This is a genomic window from Melittangium boletus DSM 14713 (assembly GCF_002305855.1).
GTDB lineage: Bacteria > Myxococcota > Myxococcia > Myxococcales > Myxococcaceae > Cystobacter > Cystobacter boletus.
The window spans coordinates 7,876,325-7,890,354 of the sequence record NZ_CP022163.1 but is presented as its reverse complement, the minus strand read 5'-3'; the positions used below and the strand labels follow the sequence as shown (position 1 = coordinate 7,890,354).

The following is a 14,030-nucleotide window of genomic DNA, read 5'->3' as shown; positions in this document are numbered from 1 at the left end:
AAAGAAGGCACCTTGGCGGCCGGTACTCTCCCCTTCGGAGTCACCCGGACCACCCCAACCGCCTCCGTCACCACCCACCGTAAGGTACGGAGCAAAGTAGAAACGCGGAGTTGGAATGAGAAGTGCTCCACCCTGCGAGATCGGCAAGGGCTGAACAGCCACGAGGGGAGGCCCCGGCGATCGGCTCGCCTGGACCTCCCCTCGGAGTGTTCACCATCGGTCTTCGAGCGCGCGGATCAGCGCTGGGGTTTGGCCGGGCAGCCGCGCTTGAGCGTGTACTGGTAGTAGCCGATCTCGTCGCGCCAGAACTCGCCCTGGAACTTCCAGTAGTTCCAGTCGGCCCCCGGCATCTTCGGCCGGTAGATGGACTGCGTCTTGAGCAGCCCCTTCTGATCCACGCCCGCGAGCAGGAGGTCCTTCTCGTCGAGCGCGGTCTGCACACGGATGATCTCCGCCTGATCCGCGAAGGTGCGCAGGTTCTGGGCGGCCTCCTGCAGGCGGCTCTTGGCGAAGCGCCCGCCGATCTGCATGAGCGTGCCGCGCACTTCCTCCAGCGAGGAGACCGTCTCCTGCACGAGCCCCGTGCCGCGCCAGGCGGCCTGTTCGTTCACCCGGCGGCGCTCCGCGTCCACCTGGGCCACCATCCGCATCACGTCCTGGATGCGCTCGTTCTCGCGGATCCACAGGTAGATGGGCTGGGGCAGGCGCCGGTTCTCCGCCACCACCAGGTTGTAGGCGCTCAGCAGATCCATGTCCTCGCCGGTGAAGGGCGCGATCTGCTTCGCCATGGGCTCGTAGAGCGAATCGTAGGCGGCGAGCGTGGTCTTCACCTCGTCGAAGAGGCAGGAGTAGTAGTAGACGGTCGCCTTGAGGATCCACGACTCGGGCTGGAAGGCGTTCTCGAACTGGGGCGCGTGCAGGGCCTGGAGGCTGCCGAGCGCTCCGCCGAAGTCCTCGTCCTGGAAGCGGGCGAAGCCATTCTCGAACAGGGCCTGATCCCAGAAGCGGGCGTAGCGCGGCACGGCCTCATAGGCGGCGATGGCGGCCGGGTACTCGTGCCGGCCGTAGTGCAGGCGGCCCAGTCCCAGCAGGGCGAGCTGCGTCACCTCGTCATGGCCCGCCTGGGAGTCGTCCTTGGCCGCCTCGCGGGCGCCCTGGAAGGCCGCGATGGCGGCGGCGTCCAGGGTGGATGCCTCGGCGGGGCGGCCCGGGTAGTGGGGATCCGCGAGCACCACGCCGAGCAGGTAGCGAGCCCGGGCGTGGAAGTGGCTGTCCGCGGGCACGGCCTCGAGCAGCGTGCGCGCGTCCTCGAGCTTGCCGCGGCGATGGCTGATGGTGGCGAGCTGGTAGTTGACCCGGGCGAGCACCTCGCGCGGCAGCTTCGTCCAGGTGTCACGCACCTCGGGCGTGTACGCCTTGTCGAGCAGGTTGGGCACGAGGTTCTGCTCGTTGAGCCCCTGCTGCACCTCCACGAGCCCCTCCAGGGCTTGGAGGTAGGAGGGGTGCTGGGGCCCGGCGGCGACGACGCGCGCATAGGCCAGGAGCGCGCTGACGGGCAGCTTCATCCGGGCGAAGCTCTGGGCCAGGTAGAACTCGGAGCGGGCGCGCACGTCGGCGTCGCTCGCGCGGGCGGCCAGCTCCTGGAAACGAGGCGCGGCACGCTCCACGTTTCCCGAGTTGAAGGCCGAGAGCGCCTGGTCATACGCGCCCTTGTCCTGGGCGGAAGCGGCCAGCGGCGCGAGGAGCAGCAGGACGGCGGAAAGGATCAGTCGGTGCATGGCGCTCTGCCTCAGAAGAGGTAGGAGAAGCCGGCGTAGAAGCCGAGGTTGTTGAGCACGTCCGAGGACGGGTTGCCGACCAGGTCCTTGCCCAGCACGATGTCCTCCCGGTAGTTCTTGCCCGTCTTCGGATCCACGCCGTCGAACTTCTGGAACCGGCAGCTGCCGCTCAGGTCCAGGTCCGCGAAGGACCCACCGCCGGTGCGCGCCTCCTCCAGCGCCTGGAAGTCCCGCTGGTTGCAGCCGTCCACGCGGTCCACGCGAGCGGTGTAGACCTGATCCCTCACCTCGAGGCGCAGCGCCATGGAGTCGCCGAACTGCACGCGCAGGCCACCGCCCACCGAGCCGAGGAACTTGCCACCCGTGTCCCCGAAGCGCGCGGGCACCACCGAGCCCACGCCGTCCACCTGCTGGGTGACCTCGGGGCGGATGAGCACGCGCGTGGAGCCGTAGCCCGCGCCACCGCTGAGCACCACGCTGAACTGCAACAGGTGGTTGTCGTAGAAGGCGAACTTGCCGTACAGCGGCGTCACCTCCACGCCCGCCAGCGCGCCCCAGGACAGGAGCAGCGCCGAGGCCGCCTGCGCCTGCTCGCGCACCTTGTCGATGAGCTCCAGGTTGAAGGCGCTCTCGTTGGCGTACCAGTTGTACTGGCCGGCGAGCTGCAGGGCGAAGTTCTCCTGCAGGTGGTAGGTGTACTGCAGGCCGCTGCCCGCGTGCTGGGTGAAGCGGCCGTTGATCTGCGGCACCGCGGGGTAGAGCGTGAACTCGTGCCGGCCCGCGTCCGCGAAGCGCTTCTTCTGCACCACGTGGACGGCGACGTTCGGGTTGTGCAGCGGCGCGCCGTTGATCAGCCGCTGCTGCTCGGCGTTGGCCACTGGCAGCGGGGCCTCTGGCGCCGTGGCGGCCAGTGGCGTATCGGCGGCCGGCGGTGGCGCGGGCACGGACAAGGGCGGCTCGGGCTGGAGCGGCTCGGAGGCACGGGTCTCCGGCTGCACGGGCGAGGGAGCCGTCCCGGTGGAGGTCTGGGCCAGGACGGGCGAGGCCGCCAGGAGCAACGACAAGAGCGAGGTGGGTCGCATGGGAGGGCGATGCCTCAGAAAAGGAAGGTGTAACCGAGGTCGAACTGCACCAGATGGGAGAGCCCCGGGCTGGGCGCGGGCTCACCACTCTCCTGCCCCGCCTCCCAGAGCTCGCGATCCAGGTTCACGCGGTACTGATCCTGGAAGATCCAATCGCGCAGCTCGAAGCGCAGCGCATGGCGCTGGGAGAGAAAGAAGCGCAGGCCCACCGCGGCCGAGACCACGGGCGCCACGCGGCTCTCCGTGCGCCAGTAGGATTGGGTCGCCGTGGAGGCGTCGTCCACCTGGGTGCGGTTGTCACAGATGCCCCGCGCCCGGTCGACCACTTGCGAGCACTGGATGATGGACTCTCGCCGCAGGGACGCGAGACCTCCACCCGCCCAGAGATAGGCCTGGAAGTGCGCCGTCGCGTCCGACAGCAGCGACAGCTTTCCGTAGATGGGCGCCCATCGGGCCCCCACCACGCCGTGCGCGCCCATCTCCCACAGGTCCTCCAGCTCGTCGGTGATGCGCTTGTCCTCGCGGTTGAGGAAGCTCTCGGAGAGCGAGCGCGCCAGACCCGTGTGGCGGCTGAGCGCGTAGCCCCCGCGCGCCTCCAGGGCCAGGGTCTGGAAGAAGTTGTAGGCCAGGCCCACGTTCAGGTTGTAGTGCCCCGTGAGGTACTCGCGCGCGGGCAGACCCACGGCCAGCGACAGCTCCAGGCGCTCCCCGGGAGAGAAGAGCCGATGGCGCACGGCGGCGGGATCCAACACCTGCTGCTGGGCCGGTGCACTCAGGGCCGTCAGCACCAGGACCAGCGAGACGAAACGAATGGGAATCCGTGGAGTCATATGTCCGTATGGCGCATCCATCTGGACATGCCACTCCCTAGGATCAAGGGAGCGGACCTTGCAGGGCACGTGCTTTCACACGGAGAGGAGTCCGAGCGCTCTCTGGAGAACGTTTCCGGGCCCCTTGGGCGAGGCGCGCTCCGACTCCGGATACACGAACGCCCCGCCCGGTGGGAGACCGGAGCGGGGCGTCGAGGAAGGACCCTGTGGCGGTGCCTGGAGGCTCGGTAGGACGAGATGCCCGGCCCTCCCGCAGTCCCGCGGGAGGGAGCACACACAGGGCCAGGCGCCGGCTACTTGGAGCGGGCGGCCTTGTGCTGGGCGCGCAGGGCGAGCTTGATGCTCGGGCGCACCACGATGAGGCTGTCGTTGTGGCCGGGAACGGCGCCCTTGACGAGCAGCAGGCCCTTTTCCACGTCCACGTCCACCACGGTCAGGTTCTGGGTGGTGACCTTCTCCACGCCGTAGTGACCGGGCAGCTTCTTGTTCGGGTACACGCGACCAGGCGTCTTACGCTGACCGATGGCGCCCGGGTGACGGCGGTACTCGTGGGTGCCGCGCGTGGCCGTCTGCGAGCCCTTGAAGCGCCAGCGCTTCATGACGCCCTGGAAGCCACGGCCCTTGGTGATGCCCGTGACGTCGACCAGCTCGCCCTTGGCGAACAGGTCCGCCTTCACGGCGTCGCCCACGTTGAAGCCCGCGGCCTCCTCGGGGGACACGCGGAACTCCTTGAGGTGGCGGCGCAGCGGGGCGCTGGCCTTCTTGAAGAAGCCCAGCTGGGGCTTGTTCAGGTTCTTCTCGCGGATCTCCCCGAAGCCCACCGTGATGGCCGAGTACTGATCCTTCTCCGGCGTGCGCTTGCCCACGATCTGGCAGGTGTTGACGTCGATCACCGTCACGGGAACGAGGTTGCCCTCGTCGTTGAACACCTGCGTCATCCCAATCTTCTTGCCAATCAAACCCTTCACGTCGTCCTCACAGCTCGCGCGTCCTCGCGCGAAAACATCAATGAATTCAACAACTTGCGTCCGTTTTTACCGTTCCCCGGACGCCGGGAAGCGGCGCAATGTAGCAGCTTGCCCCCCTGGGTCAAGCACGGCGGGCGGGGCCGCCCTTCACTGGGCGCGATCCAGGCGGGGGTAGAACGGGGCCAGCTGGGCATCGGCGATGCGCTGGGCGTACACGTCCTCGCCAAGCAGGAACAGCGCCTGTTCCAGGTATTCATCCGCGGCCTTCACCTCGTCTTCCTTCTGGGCGATCGCCGCGTCGAGGTCCGCCAGGGCCTGATCCAAGGCCTCCTTGCGGGCCGTCATCTTGTCTTCCATGTCCAGCATGCGCTTGTGGGCCACCAGGCCCGGAGCGCCCGGCTGGCCGGGCTTGGGAGTGAGCGCCAGTTCGACCTGCCGCTCCAACTCCTCCACCTCGCGCGTCAGACGCATGGTCTGCAGGCGGTTCTTCTTCATGTTGTCACGCGAGGTGGCGAGCTTGGCCTCGTCCTGGCTGGTGAGCTCCAGGTCGGCGTGCTTCGCCTCCATCTTCTTGATGGCGTGCTGCGCGTAGCGCAGGTCCGCGCGGCGCGAGGTCAGCGTCTTGCGGATGGTCTTGATCTGACCCTCCACCGCGTCCACCGCCTTCTTCCACTTCTTGACGATCTCCGCCTGGACGGCGCGCCGCTCCTCGTACTGGGCCAGGTAGTCCTGCCAGGACGCGTCCTCGTCGTTCATCTGCTGCTCGAGCGCGGCGAGCTCGTCCTGCCGCGCCCCCAGCGCCTGCTCGGCGCGGTAGACGCGGTCCATGGTGCGCGGGCAATTGGGCTTGCCCGCGAGGCGATCCCTCGCGAGGTCGCCCAGCTGGAAGATCAAATCGTTGTAGCTCTCGGCCTTGGCCATGCCGCCTTTTTAAGCAAAAGGCGAGCGGGCTGTCAGCTACTCGGCGGGGGCGGCGACCTGGACCGGCTGGGAATCGGCGGCGATCTGCGCTGCGCCCTCGGCCAGCGCGAAGAGCTCCCGGGAGCGGTCCTGCTCCTCCGTCCGGTTGAGCTCGCACACCCAGGCGCTCGACAGGTCCGCGTGTTGACGGGCCAGCTCGGCGGTGGACTCATAGCGGGCGGCGGAGGCCCGGGCGAACGCGCCCTCCCGGCGCAGCTCGCGGACCGTGTCGTCGTCGAGCGTCAGCTCCTCGGGAGGCACCGGCAGGGGCCCCCGGCCGAGTGCCGCCAGCCGGGCGAGCAATCGCGAGGCATGTGCCCGGCAGAACGCGGCGAGCACCATCAAGCGGGCCCGCCCCCGGCTGTCGCCCAGACGTTCGGCGAGCATCGTCATTCGCCGCGCCGATACCACTTCGGATTCCCAGGCCGCGGCCAGTGCGGCGGCCAATCGGGTATGTCTCGCGCCCATCATCCCTCCCCAAGTCCTGCCCCCTACCCCGTTTCGAAGCTATGAACGGGTTCGCCAGGATTCAACCGATCAACGCGAAAGCGCGCTCCACGAACCAATACCCTCCCGTCGCGAGAAGAAGCAGGGACAAGACGCGGACTGTCCGATGGTGCAACGAGGGTCGGCGTTGAATCAGACGAATGAGGGGAAGCAGCGCGAGGACGACGAGCGCCTGGCCTAATTCCACGCCCACATTGAAACCGAACAGGGCGCTGGCCACCGAGTCGCCGAACCCATAGCCGCGCAGCACGCTGGCGAAGCCCAGGCCGTGCACCAGGCCGAAGAGGAAGGTGAGCCCGGCGCGGTGGCGGTGAGCCCGCAGCACCAGGTTCTCCAGGGCCACCCAGAGGATGGACGCGGCGATGGCGGCCTCCACCCAGAGGCCTCGCGCTCCGTCCAGCTCGAGCCAGCCGAGCGCCGTGGCCCCCAGGGTGAGCGAGTGCGCCACGGTGAAGGCCGTCACCAGGAGCAGCACCCGCTTCAACGAGCCCCCCACCAGCAGCACCGCCAGCAGGAACGCCAGGTGATCCGCGCCCTGGAAGATGTGGGAAAGCCCCAACCCCACCCACTCGAGCAGTCCCGACGCGGCCCGCTCGGGCCCCTCCTCCACGACGAGCGTGGGCTGGAGCGCGTCCGCGAAGCGCTGGCCCACCTCGCCCTGCACGGCGCTGCCGAGCACGACCTTGTAGGAGGGAGGCAGCACGGAGAGCAGGGAGAAGCGCTGGCGCAGCACTCCCGGCGCGCAGGAGAAACGGGCGCCCAGCTCCACATAGGTGTCCCGGAGATGAGCGGTGGTGCTGGAGCGCACGCAGGGCCGGCCTCCGGCGCTCAAGGGGATGGCGTCCCAGAACCCCACCGCCAGGGCCCGCTCACGCGCATCCAGATCCGCCTGGGAGAGCACCCCGTCGCCATCCGCGTCCGCGGGCAACAGCAGCGCGAGGGTGTCGGCCGTGAGGGTGATGCGCTCGCGCACCTCGGCCCCCGCCGCCTCCGGGCGCCAGAGCTGCGCATAGAGGATGTCCGCGTCGTGCGCGTGCGCGCGAGCCGCGAGCAGCCCCAGCACGAGCGGCGCCACCCACCGGGCTGTCCTCATCCACCGCATGGGGCCGGGAGCCTGCCCTCTTCGCTCCGCGCCCGTCTACTCCTCGATGAACTCCAGCCGCACCTGCTGCCGGCCACTCAAGCCCCCGTGCCGGGTCCCACAGCGCGGGCAGAAGAGCGGACCCTCCCAGTCCCAGAGCGCCTTCACCTCCTCGCCACAGCACACCAGGGGCAGCGTCCGCAGATCGTCCGAGTCCGGCGACATGGGCCCGGGCAGCGCCGCCGGAGGCACGCTCACGAAGGTGGGCCGGGGATTGAGCGACAGGGTCCGCGACACGTGCGCCAGCTGCTCGTAGCGCACGTGGTTGGCCCACGAGCGCGCCAGATCCTCCACGTGGGCCTGCTGCGCCGGCGTGAGCCACTCATCCCCCGCTGCCCGGTGGCCACAATAGAGGCACCACCAGTCGGGCACCTCGTCGAAGCTCTCGTGCGCGTTCTCGAACGGAAAGAGCGACGCGAGCCTGCGCTGCAGGATGTTCGCGTCATGGCGGCAGGGCCGCGTCTTGAAATCCCGCTGGCACCGCGGGCACTCCCGTCTCACGAAGCCCCCCGCGTCCCGGGGCAGCTCCACGTGGACGATCGCCGGTACTTCCTTCATGACGCGAGGGACCCCCGTCCACGCTGCGCCAGCGCGAGGGTCAGGGTCACCAACGAGAAGATCAGCAACAGATGAACCCAATGGCCCTCGGTCGACCCCGTCACCGATCCGAGCACCCACAACAAGAACAGGATCGCGCTCATCGTCCAGTACACGCCACCCACTCCTCTCCACCCACCTCACACCTGGGACTGGGCGCAAAGCTGGGGCTCCCCGCCTGCCGGGGCAACCCCTCTTTTCGACAGGCCCAACCCGCGACTCCCGGGCGATGAAGGAGACGTTTTTTCTGGAAGGGATTGTCTTACCTGCGAAGTCCTACCCGTGATTCCAGGGGTTTAGCGCGTGGCACGTGGACTGCTTTGAACGGCACGCATCTGCCGCGAAGGACACGCGGCCTCACTGGCGCGTGAGGGGGAGGTCGGTCATGAAATCGTGGGCGGTCGCACTGATGATGATGGCGGGTGTGGGGAGCGGTTCGGTGGCCCACGCGTTCCAGCCCTACATCCCAGGGGGGAAGACCTCCGAGATGCGGGAGCTGCGCGCGAAGCTGGCCGAGCAGGAAGATCACCTGGCGCGGCTGGAGCGCGAGGCGGAGCTGTACGCCGAGGCGGAGGTGCTGGGCATCGCCAACGCGGTGCAGGCCTCGCAGCTTCCCGAGCGTCAGCAGCGGCGCCTGGCCATGGCCATCGTGCGCGAGGCGCGGGCCAACGGAGTGGATCCCCTGCTGGTGGTGGCGGTCATCCGCACCGAGAGCTCCTTCAACAACTACGCGGTGTCCCATGTGGGCGCCATGGGCCTCATGCAGGTGATGCCGGACACGGGCACGTACCTGGCGGACAAGGCCGGCTTCAAGCTGCAGCGCAGCACCAATCTGTTCGACTCCGAACTCAACGTGGAGCTGGGCACGGCCTACCTGGCCAACCTCATCTCGCGCTTCGGCACGCCCGAGCGCGCCCTGGTGGCCTACAACGCCGGCCCCACCCTGGCGCGGAAGATCCTCGCCCAGACGGACATCCGCGAGCGCTTCATGGCGGGCTACCCGGCCAAGGTGATGCGCGAGTTCCGCCGCCTCAAGACGCAGAACACCACCCGCGAGCTGACCCAGCTGGACTCGCGGAAGGTCGCCAAGGGCCCGGGATGATGGGTAGCGGACACTCCGCGAGCACAGTGGCCGACAATGCTCCGGGTTTCTCGAACGAGAGACTGCCCTTTCGCGGAATTCCTACGCATCTTACGTCGCGCACTGCTGTGCGCCGGGGTGGGTGGTTCCACTCCGGGCCGGTTGTCCCCGACAGGCACCGGTTCTCCCCGAGAGACGCCGCGTGGAAGAATGGAGAGATGAACCATGGTGGGGCTGGAAATTCACCAGGAAGAGCGCGCGGGATGCTTGACCCTGCGGTTGACGGGCACGCTGGACGGACAGACGGCCCGGTTGCTGCGCAGCTCGCTGGACGCGCTGGGCTCGCGGGAAGTGGTGGTGGACTTCACCCACCTGCGGGAGTTCCGTGACTCGGCGGTGGGGGTGCTCACCCACGGCCTCGTCGAGCACAAGGTGCGGATGCGGGGCCTGGACCGGCACCAGCAGCGCATGTTCCGCTACTTCGGACTGAGCCTCGGGGAGAGCACCAGCTCCTCGCGCGCCTACTACACGCCGGAAGAAGTCCTCGCCTGATTCCGGGCCGTTGAAACCACTCGAGGAGCCGGGCGTCCTCACCCCTGGATGCCCTCCTCGCGACTCTCTCCGGGATTGCCTCACCTGCCGGCCTGGCGAGCGCCGTGTCGCTGGCCAACGTTTCCGAGCGGGCACGAGTGGGGGGCCCTCAGACGACCGGGGGATTCAGGCCGGGCTGGAGTAGACTGAGCCGCCCGATGAACGCCCCTGCCCGAGCCGTCGTCAGTCCCCTTGCTTCCGCCGCCACCGCCCGCGCCGCGCTCGAGCGCGTGGCCGCCAACCTCGCGCTCGCCGTGCAGGGCAAGGAGAAGGAGCTCCGCCTCGCCGTCACCTGCGTGGCGGCCGGAGGACACCTGCTGTTGGAGGACGTGCCCGGCGTGGGGAAGACCACGCTCGTGGAGGCCCTGGCTCGCTCCTTCGGGCTGAGTCTGTCGCGCGTGCAGTTCACCGCGGACCTGATGCCCACCGACATCCTCGGCGCCCAGGTCTTCCACTCCGCCACGGGCACCTTCTCCTTCCGGCCCGGCCCCATCTTCCGGCAGCTCGTGCTGGCCGACGAGCTCAACCGCGCGCCGCCGCGCACCCAGTCCGCGCTCCTGGAGGCCATGGCCCAGGGGCAGGTGTCCCTGGACGGCACCACCCACCCCCTGCCCCGCCCCTTCACGGTGGTGGCCACGCAGAACCCGGTGGACTTCTCCGGCACCTACCCCCTGCCGGATTCCCAGTTGGATCGCTTCCTCATGCGCCTGTCGCTCGGCCACCCCGCGCCCGAGGTGGAGGCGCGGCTGCTCACCCAGCAGCGCGACACCACCTCGGCCGTGGAGGTGCTGGAGGCGGTGAGCACGCCGGAGGAGCTGGCCGGACTGCGCGCCCAGGTGGCCGCGCAGCGCCTGGACACCGCCGTGGCCGAGTACGTGGTGCACCTGGCCCAGGCCACGCGCGCGCACGGCGACATCGAGCGGGGCGCCTCCACGCGCGCGGTGCTGGCGCTGGGCATGGCCGCCCGGGCGCACGCGCTCTGGGACGCGCGCGACTTCGTGACGCCCGGGGACGTCCGGGCGGTGTTGGGGCCGTGTCTGGCGCACCGGCTGCTGCTGCGCAGCGCCACGCAAGGGGCCTATACCCGCGATGAGGCGCTGCACCTCGTCGAGGAGGTCGCCCGGAAGGTCCCGGCGCCCCGGTGAGCCCCCGCACCGTGGCTCCCTCCTGGCGGCGCCGTCTGCGCGCCAGACTCCGTCCGCCGCGCACCCTCAAGGTGACGCGCATGGGACGCACCTACCTCGTGGTGACGTTCGGCGTGGGCCTGGGCGCGCTCAACACGGGCAACAACCTGCTCTACCTGGTGCTGGGCCTGCTGCTGAGCGTCATCATCCTCTCCGGCGTGTTGTCCGAGCGGTGTCTGCGCGACCTGACGGTGCGGCGCGTGGGCGTGGACGGCGCGTTCGCGGGCGAGCCCTTCGCCTTCCGCTGGGGCATCACCCGCCGCGAGGGGCATGCCTTCGCCCTCACCCTGTCCGAGGCGGACTCCGCGCTCACCGGAGAGGGCAGCGTGGGCTATCTGCCCGCGGGCGCCGAGCACGTGGTGCGCGCGGACCTCACCGCGCCCCGGCGGGGTCCGATGAAGCTCTTGGGCGTGCGGGTCACCACCACGTGGCCGCTGGGCCTGTTCGCCAAGACGCGCGTCTTCGAGCTGCCGGGCACGCTGCTCGTCTACCCGCGGCGAGGCTTCGCGTGTGGCCCGCCGGAGGATGCCGCGGTGAGCCACGTGGGCGAGGCCCCGAGTCCCCGTCGGCTGGACGGGACGGGAGACCTGGCGGGGCTGCGCGAGCTGGGGGAGCACGAGGACGCGCGGCGCGTGCATTGGCTCAAGAGCGCCTCGGCCAACCGGCTCCTCAAGGTGGAGCGCGAGCGCGAGGAGCGGCGCACCTATGTCCTCGAGGTCCGCTCCGGGCTCGAGGCGGAGGCGCTGGAGCGGCGGTGCGAGGAAGTGGCCGAGCAGGCCCACCGGCTCATCGAGGCCGGCCACGAGGTGGGCCTGGAGCTGCCCGGCCAGCGGCTGCGGCCCGGGGCGGGCAGTGGGCAGGAGCGCGCCCTGCTGCGGGCCCTGGCGTGGCTGGGCTTCGAGGATGAGCGGGAAGAGGAGGCGGCATGACTCGCCCCCTGCGGTTGCGGTTGCTGCTCCGGGACTTGAGCATCGCGGCGGCCTTCGCCTCCATGGCGGTGTCCGGCCAGGTGCCCCTCTGGGCGTTCGGGCTGGTGCTGGTGGCGGTGTTGATGGGCGTGCTGGGCCGGCGGCCCTTCGCCCGCTACCCGCGCCTGACGGCGGCGCTGCTCGTGCCGCTCGCGGGCGTGCTCTACCTGGCGGTGGCCTCGGGGCAGATGGACCTGGTGGTCGCGGCCTGTTCCTTCGCGGGACTCGTGGCCGCCCAGCGCGTGCTCTCGGAGAGCAGTCCCGCCACGGATGGCCAGGTGCTGCTCGCGGGCCTGCTGATGATCGCCGGTGGCGCGGCGCTCTCCGGTGAATTGCTCTTCGCGGTGTGCCTGCTCACCTTCGCGGTGCTCGCGAGCCTGTCGCTGGGCCTCGCGGTGGTGGAGGCGGCGGTACCCGTGGGCGAGCCGGTGCCCGTGCGCGCGGTGATGCGTCCGCTGGGCCGGGGCACCTTCGTGGCCATGCTGGGCGCGATGGCCTTCTTCATCCTCATTCCGCGCCTCAACTGGAACGTGGGGGTGCGCCGCGCGAGCCCGGGGCTCGGCACCGCCACCAGCGGCTTCTCCGACACCGTGCGCCTGGGGGGCTCGGGCACCCTCAAGAGCAACCCCCGCGTCGTGCTGCGCGCGCGGCTCTCGCCGGATCCCGGCACCGAGCAGCTCTCCTCCTATTGGGTGGGCCGGACGTACGACACCTTCGATGGCCTGGAATGGTCGACGATTGGCGCGTCCACCAAGCGCCACCGCACGCGCGTGACCCTGCGCCCGGGCGCGGACAACCAGGTGTACCAGCGCATCGAATTGCTGCCCGCCTACGGCAGCCGCACGCTCATCGCCCTGGAGACCCCCGCCAAGCTGGGCAATGCCCTGACGCATACCGCCCTGGGCGACCGGCGCACCCAGTTGCAGGAGCTGGGCGGGGACGAGCTGCGCTTCGTGGAGGAAGGGCTCGGCTATTCCTACGAGGTCTACAGCGTGCCGCCCGGCACGGACACGGACCCCGGCCGGATGAACCAGCAGGAGACGGATCAACTCCTGGCGCTGCCGGACAACCTGGACCCGCGCATGGAGGAGCTGGCGCGGCGGGTGGTGGGGGACGAGAAGGATCCCCTGGCCGCGGCCCAGAAGCTGTCCGCCTGGCTGCAGCGCGAGTACGAGTACACGCTGGAGCTGAGCGGAGACGTGGCGGATCCGCTGCGCGACTTCCTCTTCGTGCGCAAGGCGGGCCACTGCGAGCACTTCGCCACGGCGCTCACGCTGATGCTGCGCACCCAGGGCTTCGAGGCGCGGCTCGCCACGGGTTTCTTCGGCGGCGAGCGCGTGGGAGACGAGTACCTGGTGCGCGCGGGAGATGCCCATGCGTGGACGCACGTGCTGGTGCCCGGCCGCGGCTTCGTCACCGTGGACGCCACGCCGCCCGCCTTCCGCGCCAACCAGTCCCTGCAGCTCATCGAGACGATGATTTCCCTCTACGAGTCGGTGGAGGCCTTGTGGCGCAAGGCCGTGGTCGACTACTCGTTCCGGGATCAGCTCGACTTCGTGCGGAGCATGTCGCGGCCGCCCCGCGACGCTTCCGGCCAGCCGCGTCCGAGCTCGTCCCTGCCGCCCCTGCGCGCGTGGGTGACGGCGGCCGGGGTGGCACTGGCCATCTACGGACTCGTGAGGGCCCTGTCCCAGCGCCGCGCCCGGCGTCCCGCCCAGGAGGCCACGCGCCTGGTGGACGCGGTGGAGCGCCTGCTCGCGCGCGCGGGTCTGCCTCCGCGCGAGGGCGAGACGCTCGAGGACGTGTCGGCGCGGCTGTCGGGCGAGGCCCATCCGCTCGCGCCCGTCCTGGCGGCCATCACCCGCCGCTACCTCGAGGCCCGCTTCGGCCAGCGCCCGCTCCAGTCCGGAGAGAGCGCGAGGCTGCTCGCTCAGTTGCGGCGGGCACTCGACGACGGACGTCCCACCGCCCGCGCCTCCTAGCCCCCGCCCCGCTCCTCGCTGTCCGAGGGGATGGAGCGGCGGGGCCCACCTCCGCTGACAACGCGTCGCGTCCTTATTACCCGTCACCATGGAAGGCGGGGACACACGCGTTCCCGCCCACGCCCATCACCCAGGAGTGAAGGAGAGGTGGAGACACGACCCGGCTCCTTACAGGCTCGGCTGCCCCGGAAAGCCGCTCCCTCCCTGTAAGCCTTACGGGAGGCGCACCTTGGAAGGGGCTGTCCCACAAGCCAAGTGTGCGTGGGGACTGATGAATTTCAGCGTGAAGGTGTGGCACGCACGTTGCTCTACGCACCCCGCGTCCGGTTGTTGGTTGGAACGCGGAACAACCTCTATTCAT

Annotated in this window: 14 protein-coding genes; 5 read left to right on the top strand and 9 right to left on the bottom strand. The window is 69.9% G+C overall.

All coding sequences use genetic code 11. The features are described 5' to 3' along the window. Window positions 1–236 precede the first annotated feature (236 nt). From MEBOL_RS32735 to MEBOL_RS41530, 9 genes are all read right to left on the bottom strand, one after another. The gene (locus MEBOL_RS32735; RefSeq protein ID WP_095981121.1) at window positions 237–1,778 is read right to left on the bottom strand and encodes a tetratricopeptide repeat protein; all 1,542 of its coding nucleotides are present in this window, start codon (window positions 1,776–1,778) and stop codon (window positions 237–239) included. Window positions 1,779–1,789: 11 nt separating this feature from the next. Beyond that, on the bottom strand, window positions 1,790–2,860 hold the full coding sequence (locus MEBOL_RS32730) for an outer membrane beta-barrel domain-containing protein (protein ID WP_095981120.1): 1,071 nt from the start codon (window positions 2,858–2,860) through the stop codon (window positions 1,790–1,792). 14 nt (window positions 2,861–2,874) lie between these two features. Further along, window positions 2,875–3,690, bottom strand: coding sequence for an outer membrane beta-barrel domain-containing protein (locus tag MEBOL_RS32725; protein ID WP_095981119.1), 816 nt, complete (start codon window positions 3,688–3,690; stop codon window positions 2,875–2,877). A gap of 293 nt (window positions 3,691–3,983) precedes the next feature. Further along, on the bottom strand, window positions 3,984–4,658 hold the full coding sequence (gene rplC, locus MEBOL_RS32720) for a 50S ribosomal protein L3 (RefSeq protein ID WP_095981118.1): 675 nt from the start codon (window positions 4,656–4,658) through the stop codon (window positions 3,984–3,986). A gap of 147 nt (window positions 4,659–4,805) precedes the next feature. After that, complete coding sequence (locus tag MEBOL_RS32715; protein ID WP_095981117.1) at window positions 4,806–5,579, bottom strand: hypothetical protein; 774 nt, start codon at window positions 5,577–5,579, stop codon at window positions 4,806–4,808. A gap of 36 nt (window positions 5,580–5,615) precedes the next feature. Beyond that, a complete protein-coding gene (locus tag MEBOL_RS32710) occupies window positions 5,616–6,011 on the bottom strand; it encodes a hypothetical protein (protein ID WP_245919032.1) in 396 nt (131 codons plus the stop codon). 136 nt (window positions 6,012–6,147) lie between these two features. Continuing rightward, a complete protein-coding gene (locus MEBOL_RS32705) occupies window positions 6,148–7,200 on the bottom strand; it encodes a HupE/UreJ family protein (protein ID WP_342747694.1) in 1,053 nt (350 codons plus the stop codon). A 63-nt stretch (window positions 7,201–7,263) separates the two neighbouring features. Next, window positions 7,264–7,824 carry a hypothetical protein gene (locus MEBOL_RS32700; RefSeq protein ID WP_095981115.1) on the bottom strand — a complete coding sequence of 187 codons (561 nt, stop codon included), beginning with the start codon at window positions 7,822–7,824 and terminating at the stop codon, window positions 7,264–7,266. After that, entirely contained in the window at window positions 7,821–7,979 is a 159-nt protein-coding gene (locus MEBOL_RS41530) for a lmo0937 family membrane protein (RefSeq protein ID WP_157823803.1), read from the bottom strand. Before MEBOL_RS41530 ends, MEBOL_RS32700 begins: the two co-directional genes overlap by 4 nt. Before the next feature lie 269 nt (window positions 7,980–8,248). On the opposite strand from MEBOL_RS41530, the gene MEBOL_RS32695 reads away from it, so the two are divergent. The 5 genes from MEBOL_RS32695 (at window position 8,249) to MEBOL_RS32675 (ending at window position 13,669) form a co-directional block, all read left to right on the top strand. Then, window positions 8,249–8,965: a lytic transglycosylase domain-containing protein gene (locus MEBOL_RS32695; protein WP_095981114.1), complete on the top strand. Its 717-nt coding sequence runs from the start codon at window positions 8,249–8,251 to the stop codon at window positions 8,963–8,965. 204 nt (window positions 8,966–9,169) lie between these two features. Next, a complete protein-coding gene (locus tag MEBOL_RS32690; protein ID WP_095981113.1) occupies window positions 9,170–9,496 on the top strand; it encodes an STAS domain-containing protein in 327 nt (108 codons plus the stop codon). 197 nt (window positions 9,497–9,693) lie between these two features. After that, a complete protein-coding gene (locus MEBOL_RS32685; RefSeq protein WP_095981112.1) occupies window positions 9,694–10,680 on the top strand; it encodes an AAA family ATPase in 987 nt (328 codons plus the stop codon). Window positions 10,681–10,715: 35 nt separating this feature from the next. After that, window positions 10,716–11,648 carry a DUF58 domain-containing protein gene (locus MEBOL_RS32680; RefSeq protein ID WP_425437656.1) on the top strand — a complete coding sequence of 311 codons (933 nt, stop codon included), beginning with the start codon at window positions 10,716–10,718 and terminating at the stop codon, window positions 11,646–11,648. After that, window positions 11,645–13,669, top strand: coding sequence for a transglutaminase TgpA family protein (locus MEBOL_RS32675; RefSeq protein ID WP_095981110.1), 2,025 nt, complete (start codon window positions 11,645–11,647; stop codon window positions 13,667–13,669). Before MEBOL_RS32680 ends, MEBOL_RS32675 begins: the two co-directional genes overlap by 4 nt. Window positions 13,670–14,030: the final 361 nt, after the last annotated feature.

Excerpts from the sequence above, each read along its gene's own strand:
- MEBOL_RS32735 (WP_095981121.1), bottom strand. The coding sequence starts at position 1,778 with ATGCACCGACTGATCCTTTCCGCCGTCCTGCTGCTCCTCGCGCCGCTG.
- MEBOL_RS32730 (WP_095981120.1), bottom strand. The coding sequence starts at position 2,860 with ATGCGACCCACCTCGCTCTTGTCGTTGCTCCTGGCGGCCTCGCCCGTC.
- MEBOL_RS32725 (WP_095981119.1), bottom strand. The coding sequence starts at position 3,690 with ATGACTCCACGGATTCCCATTCGTTTCGTCTCGCTGGTCCTGGTGCTG.
- MEBOL_RS32715 (WP_095981117.1), bottom strand. The coding sequence starts at position 5,579 with ATGGCCAAGGCCGAGAGCTACAACGATTTGATCTTCCAGCTGGGCGAC.
- MEBOL_RS32710 (WP_245919032.1), bottom strand. The coding sequence starts at position 6,011 with ATGACGATGCTCGCCGAACGTCTGGGCGACAGCCGGGGGCGGGCCCGC.
- MEBOL_RS32700 (WP_095981115.1), bottom strand. The coding sequence starts at position 7,824 with ATGAAGGAAGTACCGGCGATCGTCCACGTGGAGCTGCCCCGGGACGCG.
- MEBOL_RS32695 (WP_095981114.1), top strand. The coding sequence starts at position 8,249 with ATGAAATCGTGGGCGGTCGCACTGATGATGATGGCGGGTGTGGGGAGC.
- MEBOL_RS32690 (WP_095981113.1), top strand. The coding sequence starts at position 9,170 with ATGGTGGGGCTGGAAATTCACCAGGAAGAGCGCGCGGGATGCTTGACC.
- MEBOL_RS32685 (WP_095981112.1), top strand. The coding sequence starts at position 9,694 with ATGAACGCCCCTGCCCGAGCCGTCGTCAGTCCCCTTGCTTCCGCCGCC.
- MEBOL_RS32675 (WP_095981110.1), top strand. The coding sequence starts at position 11,645 with ATGACTCGCCCCCTGCGGTTGCGGTTGCTGCTCCGGGACTTGAGCATC.